13 protein-coding genes, 1 tRNA gene and 1 rRNA gene are annotated in these 10,342 nt (G+C 70.7%); 11 read left to right on the forward strand and 4 right to left on the reverse strand.

Translation table 11 applies throughout. The annotated features are described in order from the left end of the window. Positions 1–42: 42 nt before the first annotated feature. Both rrf and VQ02_RS22915 read left to right on the forward strand, forming a co-directional pair. Positions 43–158 (forward strand): 5S ribosomal RNA (rrf, locus tag VQ02_RS22910). Between the two features lie 50 nt (positions 159–208). Next, positions 209–285, forward strand: a tRNA-Met gene (locus tag VQ02_RS22915). Positions 286–336: 51 nt separating this feature from the next. On the opposite strand, the gene VQ02_RS22920 is transcribed toward VQ02_RS22915, so the two are convergent. Next, a complete protein-coding gene (locus VQ02_RS22920) occupies positions 337–1,047 on the reverse strand; it encodes an alanyl-tRNA editing protein (protein WP_048446540.1) in 711 nt (236 codons plus the stop codon). A gap of 147 nt (positions 1,048–1,194) precedes the next feature. Between VQ02_RS22920 and VQ02_RS22925 the strand changes: the two genes are divergently transcribed. The 8 genes from VQ02_RS22925 (at position 1,195) to VQ02_RS37470 (ending at position 7,630) form a co-directional block, all read left to right on the forward strand. Continuing rightward, positions 1,195–1,674 (forward strand): response regulator, encoded by a 480-nt coding sequence (locus tag VQ02_RS22925; protein WP_048427611.1) that lies wholly within the window; start codon positions 1,195–1,197, stop codon positions 1,672–1,674. A 168-nt stretch (positions 1,675–1,842) separates the two neighbouring features. After that, complete coding sequence (locus tag VQ02_RS22930; RefSeq protein ID WP_048446541.1) at positions 1,843–2,823, forward strand: ABC transporter substrate-binding protein; 981 nt, start codon at positions 1,843–1,845, stop codon at positions 2,821–2,823. Positions 2,824–2,898: 75 nt separating this feature from the next. Further along, positions 2,899–3,678 (forward strand): ABC transporter permease, encoded by a 780-nt coding sequence (locus tag VQ02_RS22935; protein ID WP_425339919.1) that lies wholly within the window; start codon positions 2,899–2,901, stop codon positions 3,676–3,678. Between the two features lie 3 nt (positions 3,679–3,681). After that, complete coding sequence (locus VQ02_RS22940) at positions 3,682–4,542, forward strand: ABC transporter ATP-binding protein (protein WP_083469390.1); 861 nt, start codon at positions 3,682–3,684, stop codon at positions 4,540–4,542. Positions 4,543–4,737: 195 nt separating this feature from the next. Continuing rightward, the gene (locus VQ02_RS22945) at positions 4,738–5,847 is read left to right on the forward strand and encodes a Ppx/GppA phosphatase family protein (protein ID WP_048446543.1); all 1,110 of its coding nucleotides are present in this window, start codon (positions 4,738–4,740) and stop codon (positions 5,845–5,847) included. Between the two features lie 213 nt (positions 5,848–6,060). Then, on the forward strand, positions 6,061–6,834 hold the full coding sequence (locus tag VQ02_RS22950; protein WP_048446544.1) for an RlmE family RNA methyltransferase: 774 nt from the start codon (positions 6,061–6,063) through the stop codon (positions 6,832–6,834). A gap of 14 nt (positions 6,835–6,848) precedes the next feature. Next, on the forward strand, positions 6,849–7,106 hold the full coding sequence (locus VQ02_RS22955) for a hypothetical protein (protein WP_048446550.1): 258 nt from the start codon (positions 6,849–6,851) through the stop codon (positions 7,104–7,106). Between the two features lie 353 nt (positions 7,107–7,459). Continuing rightward, on the forward strand, positions 7,460–7,630 hold the full coding sequence (locus VQ02_RS37470) for a hypothetical protein (RefSeq protein ID WP_157080763.1): 171 nt from the start codon (positions 7,460–7,462) through the stop codon (positions 7,628–7,630). Between the two features lie 3 nt (positions 7,631–7,633). Here the strand turns inward: VQ02_RS37470 and VQ02_RS22960 are convergent, their stop codons facing one another. Together VQ02_RS22960 and VQ02_RS22965 are read right to left on the reverse strand one after the other, a co-directional pair. Then, positions 7,634–8,566 (reverse strand): LysR family transcriptional regulator, encoded by a 933-nt coding sequence (locus VQ02_RS22960; protein WP_048446545.1) that lies wholly within the window; start codon positions 8,564–8,566, stop codon positions 7,634–7,636. A 107-nt stretch (positions 8,567–8,673) separates the two neighbouring features. Continuing rightward, on the reverse strand, positions 8,674–8,931 hold the full coding sequence (locus tag VQ02_RS22965) for a hypothetical protein (RefSeq protein WP_048446546.1): 258 nt from the start codon (positions 8,929–8,931) through the stop codon (positions 8,674–8,676). 212 nt (positions 8,932–9,143) lie between these two features. Between VQ02_RS22965 and aroQ the strand changes: the two genes are divergently transcribed. Next, positions 9,144–9,590, forward strand: coding sequence for a type II 3-dehydroquinate dehydratase (gene aroQ, locus VQ02_RS22970; RefSeq protein ID WP_048446547.1), 447 nt, complete (start codon positions 9,144–9,146; stop codon positions 9,588–9,590). A 64-nt stretch (positions 9,591–9,654) separates the two neighbouring features. Here the strand turns inward: aroQ and VQ02_RS22975 are convergent. After that, a partial coding sequence (locus VQ02_RS22975; protein ID WP_048446548.1) for an outer membrane protein occupies positions 9,655–10,342 on the reverse strand: 688 nt, incomplete at its 5' end.

Genomic DNA, 10,342 nt, shown 5'->3' on the forward strand with positions numbered 1-10,342 from the left:
CCACAGCGAAAAATGCTTGCCCGAACGAACGTGCTTGGCCGGTCTGGTGGTCAGAGCGGGGTGTCTCAAACCCGATCCCATCTCGAACTCGGCCGTTAACCGCCCCAGCGCCCATGGTACTGTGTCCTAAGACACGGGAGAGTCGGTCACCGCCAGACCTGCCAAGCACGTTACACTCCCTCAGCACGATCTCAGGTCACGCCTCTGGCGCGGGGTGGAGCAGCCCGGTAGCTCGTCAGGCTCATAACCTGAAGGTCACAGGTTCAAATCCTGTCCCCGCAACCAACCACACGAAGAAGCCCGCCAGGCCCAGAGCCCGGCGGGCTTCTTCGCGTTTCAGGCCAGCGACAACCGCACACGCCGGTTCTGCTTGCCCTTCTTCTCGATCGCCGTGACGATAGCGCGGCCGATCTCTCCCGTGCGACGCACGTGAGTGCCGCCGCAGGGCTGGAGGTCGAGACCGTCGATCGCCACCAGGCGCACCCGGCCGCTGCCGATCGGTGGTTTCACCGACATCGTCTTGACCAGGCCGGGATTGGCCAGCAGTTCCTCGTCGCTGATCCAGCGCTCGGTCACGGTGGCGTCCTGCGCGATCATCTCCCGCAACCGCGCGGTCACCGCGTCCTTGTCGAGCCCCGCATCCGGAATGTCGAAATCGAGCCGACCCTCGCCGTCTCCGATCGACCCGCCGGTCACCGGGTAGGGGAGGGCGACCGAGAGCAGGTGGAGCGCGGTGTGCACTCTCATCCGGGCGTGGCGCAGGGGCCAGTCGAGGACGAGCCGGACCCGCTCGCCCGGGGGCGGAAGCAGAACGTCCGGCGCCACCCGGTGCAGAACCGTGCTTCTGTCGATCCCGTAGACGGTGTCGAGCACCGCGATCTCGGTGCCGTCCTCCCGCACGACCCGGCCGCGGTCGCCGGGCTGGCCGCCGCCCTGCGGGTAGAACAGGGTCCGGTCGAGGACGAGGCCGGTCTCGTCCGCGGCGACGACCCTGGCTTCGGCTTCGCGCAGGTAGGCGTCGTCGCGGAAGAGGAGTTCGATGGGCATGGTGCGCCTTGAGGCTCGTTTCGTGGAGGGACGACAGTGACCCGCCGTCGCGCCGCCGTCGAGGTTCTTAGCAATTAACCATTTCGGTTAGCGAAGCCGCAGGTCTGAGGCGCTTAGGCTCGGGCGAGTTCCGAGACCACGCCCGCGATGATCGCCACTCCGACCTTCCCGGACCTCTCGGCCCTCGTGGTCGACGAGAGCCTCTACATCCGCCGCATCGTCCGCGACATGCTGATGCGGGTGGGGATCAAGCGCCTGCTCGAGGCACCGGACGGCGCCGAGGCCCTCGGCGTGCTGGCCGAGAGCAAGCCCGACCTCGTCGTCCTCGACTGGGACCTGGCGATCCTCTCGGGAGAGGAGTTCATCCGCCTCGCCCGCACGCCGGCCACCTCGCCGGCGCCCACCGTGCCGATCATCCTGATGCTGGCCCAGCCGCGTCGGAACGTCGTCGACCGCGCGATCAATCTCGGGGTCAACGAGATCATCGCCAAGCCGTTTTCGCCCAAGACCCTGTGGTCGCGCCTCGACGAGGTGATCAACCGGCCGCGACCGTTCTCGCAGGTCAAGAGCCTGCTGCGGCCGCAACCGCGCCTCGCCGCGGCGGCGGCGGTCAAAGGCATGCTTTGACGGGATCCCAGTACGCCCTGACAAGCGCCGGCAGAGCCGATTATTTTAATCCGCGAGTCTAAAGTCTTATCGCTAACACCGCGATCCTGCTTCCGCCAGGATCGACTTTTGTCCAATATCCTGCCCGAACCGATCCGGCCGCACGTCCGGACGGACAGGGAGTGAAGCATGTTGAAGCGCCTCGCCGCCGTCGCCGTCATGCTGGCGGCCATCTCCGGCCCGGCCGCCGCCCAGGACGTCGTTCGCCTCGGCAACCTGAAATTCGCCCATTACGGCGCGATCTCCTACATGAAGGAGATCGCCGCGAAATATAACCTGAAGATCGACGAGAAGCAGTTCGCCAAGGGCGCTGACATCTATCCGGCGATGGCAGTGGATCAGATCGACATCGCGGCCTCGGGCGCCGACGGCGCGGTTGCGGCGCGCGGCAACGGCGTGAAGCTGCTGGTGGTGGCGGGCTTCGCCAATGGTGGCGTGCGCATCCTCGGCCGGACCGATCTCGGTGCCAAGACCCTCGCCGACGTGAAGGGCAAGAAGGTCGCGGTAGTTCGCGGCGGCACCCAGGACCTGATGCTGCTGGCGGAGCTGGAGAAGAACGGCCTGACCTGGTCCGAGCGCCCGGGCAAGGACGTTCAGCTCGTCTACTTCAACAACTATGCCGACCTGAACCAGGCGCTGGCGCAGAAATACGTTGACGTGATCTGCCAGAGCGAGCCGCAATCGACGCAGGCGATCTCGAACGGCTGGGGCTACGAGATCGTGAAGCCCTACGACACCCCGGTCGGCGTGCCCTACCGCCCGCTCGTCATGACCGAGAAGATGTACACCGAGAAGCCGGATGTCGCCGCCCGGGTGCTGAAGCTGTTCGTCGAGGCGACCAAGACGTTCATCGAGAAGCCGGACCTGGCCGAGAAGTACGTTCGCGAGCAGGTGTTCAAGGGTCAGCTCAGCAGCCAGGATTTTCGCGATTCGATGGAAAATGCGGACTACACCTACGACATGCCGCGCGGACACATGCAGATCACCGCGGACCTGATGCACAAGTACGGCCTTGGCAAGATGAACAATCCCCCGAAGAGTGATGCCGAGTGGGTCAAGCTCGATCTGCTCGAGAAAGCCAAGACGGAACTGGGCGCGAAGACGAACTGAGCTGCGTCCCATTTTGCCGACGACCATCCTCGGAGATCCGTCTTGATCCGCCTCTCCACGTTCCGCGGCGCGTTCCTGCCGGTCGGGCTCCTGATCGTCTGGGAGATCGCCAGCCGCGCCGGACTGTTCTCGGCGGTCGTGCTGCCACCGCCGAGCGCAGTGGCGGCGCGCTGGTTCGCCAGCCTGGTTCCGGCCCTGCCGCACGATCCGGCGACGCAGAGCTACACCGCCTGGCTGTTCTCGGGCGAGCTGCCGCACGACGCGGTGGCGAGCCTGAGCCGAGTCATCGCCGGGTTCGCGATCGGGGTCGGCCTCGCCCTGCCGATCGGCCTCCTGATGGGCACGAGCGACCGGCTCTACGGCCTCGTCAACCCGCTCCTGCAGATCCTGCGGCCGATCCCGCCGATCGCCTACATCCCGCTTGCCATCGTGTGGTTCGGGCTCGGCAACCCGCCGGCCCTGTTCCTGATCGCGCTCGGCACCTTCTTCCCGGTCCTCGTCAACACCATCGCGGGCGTGCGCCAGGTCGACTCGATCTACGTGCGTGCGGCGCGCAACCTCGGGGCCAATTCCTGGACGATGTTCCGGCGGGTGATCCTGCCGGCCGCGAGCCCCTTCGTGCTCGCCGGCATGCGCATCGGCATCGGCACCGCCTTCATCGTGGTGATCGTCGCCGAGATGATCGCGGTTTCGGACGGGCTCGGCTACCGCATCCTGGAGGCGCGCGAGTACATGTGGTCGGACAAGATCATCGGCGGGATGCTGACGATCGGCGTGCTCGGCCTCGTCATCGACGGTGCGATGTCGCGCCTCAACGACCATCTGCTTCGCTGGCACCGCGGCCTGGAGCGCTGACCCATGACCTCGACCGCAACGCTGCGCCGGGACGCCCCCGCTGCCGCCTCTGCCTCCGCCTCGGCACCGGGTGCCGCCGAGATCGCCATCGACAACGCCTCGAAGGTGTTCGGCACCGGCGAGGGCGCCGTCGTGGCCCTCGAGGACGTCTCCGTCGCGATCCCCGGCGGGCAGTTCGTCTGCCTGCTCGGTCCCTCGGGCTGCGGCAAGTCCACGCTGCTCAACGCGATCGCCGGCTTCTCGCCCCTGACCGGCGGCGCGATCCGGATGGCCGGGCGCCCGGTGACAGAGCCCGGCCCCGATCGCGGCATGGTGTTCCAGGAATACGCCCTGTTTCCCTGGATGACGGTGGAGCAGAACATCCGCTTCGGCCTCGACATCAAGGGCCTCGCCCGGGGCGAGGCGGACGCGATCGTCGCCCGCATCGCCGGGACGCTGGGGCTGTCCGACTTCCTCGGCCGCTTTCCCAAGGACCTGTCGGGCGGCATGCGCCAGCGCGTCGCCATCGCCCGCATCCTGGCCCTCGACCCGCCGGTGATGCTGATGGACGAGCCGTTCGGCGCCCTCGACGCGCTGACCCGGCGCACCCTGCAGGACGAGCTGCTGCGGATCTGGGCGGAATACCGCAAGACCATCGTGTTCGTGACGCACTCGATCGAGGAGGCGATCTACCTCGCCGACCGCATCGTCGTGCTCACCTACCGGCCGGGCCGGATGAAGCGCGACCTGATCGTGCCGCTCTCCCGTCCTCGCGACACCGCCTCGACCGAGTTCAACGCCCTCAAGCGCGAGCTCGCCGCCCTGGTGATGGAGGAGCAGCAGCGCTACACCCGGGCCGAGATGACCGGGACGGCGGTCGACTGATCCTGGCCGACGAGGTCTCCCGATCCCGCGCCGGCGGGCGACACATCGCCCGATCTCGAAGCGTCACCGTGAGATGGGCTCCGGCGCGGCACGATCGCTGCTTTGCGTTCCGCCCAGAGCCACGTAAGCTTCCCATCATGTGATGGGTTCTCCGCCTCCTCGCGAGCGCGGGCTTGAGGGATATCGGCACCGCCGATGAGGGATGAGACGGCTGTCTCCGTGCCGGCGCGCGCCGCGGAGTACGCCGAGACAGCGCGCGCGACCGCGCCTCCGCCCCGCCCGGCGGGGGATGATCCCACGCGCCGGGCGGAGCGGCGCGCCTATGCGGCGCTCGACCTCGGCACCAACAACTGCCGGCTCCTGATCGCCGAGCCGGCACCCTACGGGTTCCGGGTGATCGACGCCTTCTCGCGCATCGTGCGCCTCGGCGAGGGCTTGGGCAGCACGGACCGCCTGAGCGACGACGCCATCGAGCGCACCGTCGAAGCGCTCGCGGTCTGCTTGGGGAAGATGCGCACCCGCGGCGTCGTCCGGGCCAAGTCCATCGCCACCGAAGCCTGCCGGCTGGCCGTGAACGGCCCGGCCTTCGTCGAGCGCGTGCGCCGCGAGGTCGGGCTCGACCTCGAGGTGGTGGACCGGCGCACCGAGGCCTACCTCGCCGTGACCGGATGCGCGGCCCTGGCCGACCGGCACGCCGAATCGGTGGTGATCTTCGACATCGGCGGCGGCTCGACCGAGATCGTCTGGCTCGACGGCAGCGCCGCGCTCGCGCGCAGCGCCGACCCGACCTTGCGCATCCGCGCCTGGGACTCGCTGCCGGTGGGCGTCGTCACCCTGGCGGAGCGCTACGGCGGGGCCGACGTCACCCGCCCGGTCTTCGAGGGCATGGTCGAGGAGGTCGCCGACCGGCTGACCAAGTTCGCGCTGATCGCCGGCGCTGCCGCCCACGCCCCGAACTTCCACCTGCTCGGCACCTCCGGCACGGTCACGACCCTGGCGGCGACCCATCTGCGCCTGCCGCGCTACGACCGGCGGCGGATCGACGGCTTGTGGATGCGCGACCGCGAGGTCACGGAATCCATCGACGGCCTGCTGGCGACGCGCCTGTCGGACCGGGCGCAGAATCCCTGCATCGGCCGCGACCGGGCCGACCTGGTCCTCGCGGGCTGCGCCATCCTGGAGGCGATCCGCCGCGCCTTCCCGTCCGAGCGCCTGCGCATCGCCGATCGCGGCCTGCGCGAGGGGCTCCTGATGAACATGATGCGCGAGGACGGGGTCTGGCGCCGGGGCGTGCGGCCGGGGTGATATCCCGCGCCGTCGAACGGACTCGTTCGGCGGCGCGGGCTTGAGCCCGAACGGGCGCCGGCGCGGAATCCCAGTCTGTAACCTTGCGCCGGACGCCTGCGCATCGACGTGTCGATGCGAAAGCGCGCTGGTCTGAGATCCGCTTCCGGGCTTGCGCGCGCGGGCCCGGGGCGTCATCTGCCTTGGAAATCGGATCATCGAAGGTCAAGGCATATGAGCGATCGTCGCGGCGGCGGCGTCCGGGGTGACCTGAAGCAGCGGGTCAAGACCGCCCGCGGGCGCACGGTCTCCTCCAAGCGCTGGCTCGAGCGCCAGCTCAACGACCCCTACGTGGCGCGGGCCAAGCGCGAGGGCTACCGGTCGCGCGCCGCCTTCAAGCTCATCGAGATCGACGAGCGCTTCCGGCTGCTGCGGCCGGGCCAGCGGGTGGTCGATCTCGGGGCGGCGCCCGGCGGCTGGTCGCAGGTGGCGGCCGCCAAGGTCGGCAGCCATCCGGGCGCGCCGGCGCCGCGCGGGCGGGTGGTCGGCATCGACCTCCTGGAGATCGAGCCGATGCCTGGCGTCGACTTCGTCACCCTCGACTTCCTCGATCCCTCGGCCCCGGCGCTTCTCACCGAGATGCTGGGCGGTCCGGCCGACCTCGTGATGTCGGACATGGCCGCCAACGCCACGGGCCACAAGAAGACCGACCACCTGCGCATCATGGGGCTGGCCGAGACGGCCCTGGCCTTCGCCCGCGAGATCCTGGCCCCGGGCGGCGCCTATCTCGCGAAGGTGCTGCAGGGCGGCACCGAGGCCGGCCTGCTCACCGATCTCAAGCGCGACTTCGCGCTGGTGCGCCACGTCAAGCCGGCGGCGAGCCGGGCGGACTCGAGCGAGCTCTACGTGCTGGCGACCGGCTATCGCGGCGCCGAGGCGACGGACGGCCCGTACCGGGAGACCGACGGCGACGAGGACCAGGACGAGGCGCCGGGCTGGCGGCCGTGACGCCGGCGGCCGCGATGGCCCGGGCCCGCATGCTCCTCCTCGCCGAGGGCTTTCTCGAGGTCGGGCAGGGCACCCGGGGCGAGAGCTTCTACTTCGGGCTGCCTGGCGCTGCGGGCCAGTTGCGGGTCGCCAACCATGCCCGCACCCCGCGCCAGCGGCTCAGGCACCCCGAGGTGGTGGCGAGCCTCGTCGTCGCGGGACCGCTCTCGGAGGCGGCGCTGCGGGAGAGGGTGGCGGCGACCGTGCGGGATTTTCGGGCACGGCATCGCTGACGACGCCGGGCGCGCCGGCCTGCGAGCCACATCCGGCACCGTCGCGCGTCCCGCTCTGCCGTCCCGGGCTCGCCGGCGGCGAGAGCCCGGCGACTATCTCGTGGATCGGGTTCCATCGGGCTGCGCCTGCTCGGCCGCTCTGCGGCAGCCGGTTCGGGATCCAGGGACTGCTCGCGCTCCGGAAGGCTGAGGATCGCGCTTCGCCTCGTCCGTCGGCGTCAGCGGTGGCGAATCCCGGGTTCCGCCGCGCGGCTCCGGGACGACGAGGAGGGCGTCGCGAGACGCACTCGTGACGACCCGAACCGGCCCAGGCGCGGGGCGTTGCTCCCGGGACACCCACCCAGGAGCCTCGCATGACCGACCAGGACCGGACCAGGACGCAGCCGCCGGGCGTCGACGAGGACGAGATCAGCCGGCCCCGCCTGACCCCGCAGGGGCGCGACGCGCCCGAACCCGGTGGCGAGGACGCCACCGATCCGGCCGGCGGAGCCAAGAAGGGGCAGGGCGACAAGGCGGAAGGGTAGGCCTCACGCCTCGCCGCCCCGGCTGCGCTCGCGCTCGGTCGCGAGGGCGGGGGCGCCGAACCAGCGCGCGCGCATCGCCTCGCGCAGGAGCGCGCCGACCGCCGGGGCGTGCGGCCGGCCCCGGACCGTGACGAGGTTGACCTCGCGCCAGAAGTCCGGCTCGACCAGCGGGCGCGCGACCACGCCGGGATGGACCGCGCAGGAGCGCGGCATGAAGCCAAAGCCGAGTCCCGCCGCGATCATCGCCAGGATCCAGTCGTCGCGCTCGCTCCGGTAGATCGTCTCGCACTCGGTGCAGCCATGCGCCTCCCAGACCGGGCCGGCATAGCCGCGGAACTCGCAGTTGAGGCGGTGAACGTAGCGCTGGCCGCTGAGATCCCGGGGGCGAACCGCGTCGCGGGCGGCGAGCGGATGGCCTTCCGCCACCGCGATCACCATCGGCTCGCGGAACAGGGCGAGGTGATGGAGGCGCGGATCGGGCTCGCGGCCCGGCAGGCAGTAGAGCGCCACCTCCAGGCTGCCCGCCAGCAGGCGTTCCTCGAGGGCGACGGCGCTGGAATCGACGATGTCGAGCTCGAGCCCCGGATGCCGCGCCTGGAGACCGGCGATCAGCCCGACGAGGGCGTCGGGCTGGATCGTGCACATCACCCCGAGGGTCAGGCGGCTGCGGCGCTGCCGGCCGAAGGCCCGGGCCTCAGCCTGCGCCGCCTGCGCCTTGGCATAGACCTCCTCGAGGTAGGGCCGCACGGTGCGGCCGAGTTCCGAGAGCTGCGTGCCGGCGCGCTCGCGGTGGAACAGCGCCCCGCCCAGCTCCTCCTCCAGGAGGTGGATCGCCCGGGTGAGGGACGGTTGGGTGACGTTGCAGGCCTGGGCCGCGCGGGTGAAGTTGTGCTCCTCGCACAGGGCGAGGAAGTAGCGGACCTGATGCATCTCCATCGTCGCTCCCCCGCGGCGTGAGACCACGAACCGATGGGCCCCGTTCCGGGGGACGGCCGCAGGCTAGCACCGCGGGGGCGAGGCGGGAACGGTGCCCGCCCGTGCCGTCAGCACCACGGGCAGGAGCGCCAGGTCGGGGCGTCCGAGGCCTGGGATCGAACGGCCGTGCCCCTCGTCGCCGGGGCCGCAGGACGCGGCGCGGCCCGGACCGCGCGGTCGTCGTAGCCGGTGTAGCGCGGGGGCGCGGGCATCGCGGACTCGATGGTCGCGCCCTGTCCCTCGGGGTGGAGCAGCGACTGGGTCCAGGCACCGGCGGAGGTCGAGAGGGCGGCGAGCACGGCGCCGGCAAGGAGAAGGCTGCGCATCGGAGAATGTCCCTTCGCGGAGGGCGGGGCAAAGACCCCGCCGCCTGCCCCGGATCATCGCCGCGGGCAGGGCACGCCGGCCAATGCCGTTCGCCTATCGTGGCGATGCCGTCCGGCTCTCGCGGGGCGCCAGCGGTTGACCTTTCCCGACGGACGGGCGCCTAAACGGGGCCTCCCGATCCGGAACCGGCGCCCCGCGCCAGGAGCCCGCCATGAGCCGCCTCGTCTACGTGCTGAACGGCCCGAACCTGAATCTGCTCGGCAAGCGCCAGCCGCAGATCTACGGCAGCGAGACGCTGGCCGACGTCGAGGCGGCCTGCCGCACGCTTGCCGGCGAGCTCGGCCTGGAGATCCGGTTCCACCAGTCGAACCGGGAGTACGAGATCATCGACTGGATCCACGAGGCGCGGGAGACCGCCGGCGGCATCGTCATCAACCCGGCAGCCTTCACCCACACCTCGGTGGCGATCCTCGACGCGCTCAACGCCTTCGACGCGCCGGTGATCGAGGTCCACATCTCGAACGTGCACAAGCGCGAGGCCTTCCGCCATCACTCCTACGTCTCGCTCCGGGCGGACGGGGTGATCGCGGGCCTCGGCACGCAGGGCTACGGGCTCGCGCTGCGCCGCCTTGCCCACCTGATCGACGCCAAGGCGTGAACAGTTGGGCCGGAGGCGGTCGCCCGCCCCCGGCCCTCTCGAACGTCCTGATGCTGGGGGATAATCAGTCCGTCGAGAACCGGTAGTTCAGGCCGGCGCGCACCACGCCGAAATCCGCGCTCCGCCTGCCGAGCCCGTAATAGGCGCTGGTCGCAGTGTCGTAGACGAGGCCGCCGGAACCGCCATCGCGCGCGAGGCTGACGTAGAGGGCCTCGACCCGGGCGCTCAGGCGCTCGGTGATGGCGTACTCGACGCCGCCGCCGGCGGTCCAGCCGGTGCGGAAGCTGCCCGGCAGGGTGCCGGTGTAGTACGACGCGTTCGACGGCGTGCTGCCGCCGCCGTAGGCGAAGCCGCCAGTGCCGTAGACCAGGAAGCGGTCGAAGGCGTAGCCGAGGCGGCCGCGCACGGTGCCGTACCAATCGAGGCTCGGGCCGACGTCGTAGAAGCTCGTCGTCCCGACGAGTCCGCTGCGGGCCTGCCCGAACGTGGTGCCCTGGATGTCGGCCTCGACGCCGACCACGAAGCCGGAGCCCGGCGTGACCTGGTAGTTGTAGCCGATCTGGCCGCCGCCGACGAAGGCGGCGTTGCGGCTGCCGAGGCTCACCGGACCGTAGGTGGCATCCGTGACGGTGCCGCCCCCGCCGCCGAAGCCGGCGCCGGCGTTCACGCCGGCGTAGAAGCCGGTCCAGGTGAAGACCGGGACGGGGGTGAAGGCCGGCGGTGGGGCGGCCCGGCGCGGCAGGTCGGCGGCA

This window comes from Methylobacterium variabile (assembly GCF_001043975.1).
In the GTDB taxonomy this organism is placed as follows: domain Bacteria; phylum Pseudomonadota; class Alphaproteobacteria; order Rhizobiales; family Beijerinckiaceae; genus Methylobacterium; species Methylobacterium variabile.

Coding starts and splice junctions, on each gene's coding strand:
- VQ02_RS22950 (WP_048446544.1), top strand. CDS start 6,061: ATGAGCGATCGTCGCGGCGGCGGCGTCCGGGGTGACCTGAAGCAGCGG.
- VQ02_RS22925 (WP_048427611.1), top strand. CDS start 1,195: ATGATCGCCACTCCGACCTTCCCGGACCTCTCGGCCCTCGTGGTCGAC.
- VQ02_RS22960 (WP_048446545.1), bottom strand. CDS start 8,566: ATGGAGATGCATCAGGTCCGCTACTTCCTCGCCCTGTGCGAGGAGCAC.
- VQ02_RS22965 (WP_048446546.1), bottom strand. CDS start 8,931: ATGCGCAGCCTTCTCCTTGCCGGCGCCGTGCTCGCCGCCCTCTCGACC.
- VQ02_RS37470 (WP_157080763.1), top strand. CDS start 7,460: ATGACCGACCAGGACCGGACCAGGACGCAGCCGCCGGGCGTCGACGAG.
- VQ02_RS22920 (WP_048446540.1), bottom strand. CDS start 1,047: ATGCCCATCGAACTCCTCTTCCGCGACGACGCCTACCTGCGCGAAGCC.
- VQ02_RS22955 (WP_048446550.1), top strand. CDS start 6,849: ATGGCCCGGGCCCGCATGCTCCTCCTCGCCGAGGGCTTTCTCGAGGTC.
- VQ02_RS22940 (WP_083469390.1), top strand. CDS start 3,682: ATGACCTCGACCGCAACGCTGCGCCGGGACGCCCCCGCTGCCGCCTCT.
- VQ02_RS22930 (WP_048446541.1), top strand. CDS start 1,843: ATGTTGAAGCGCCTCGCCGCCGTCGCCGTCATGCTGGCGGCCATCTCC.
- aroQ (WP_048446547.1), top strand. CDS start 9,144: ATGAGCCGCCTCGTCTACGTGCTGAACGGCCCGAACCTGAATCTGCTC.
- VQ02_RS22945 (WP_048446543.1), top strand. CDS start 4,738: ATGAGGGATGAGACGGCTGTCTCCGTGCCGGCGCGCGCCGCGGAGTAC.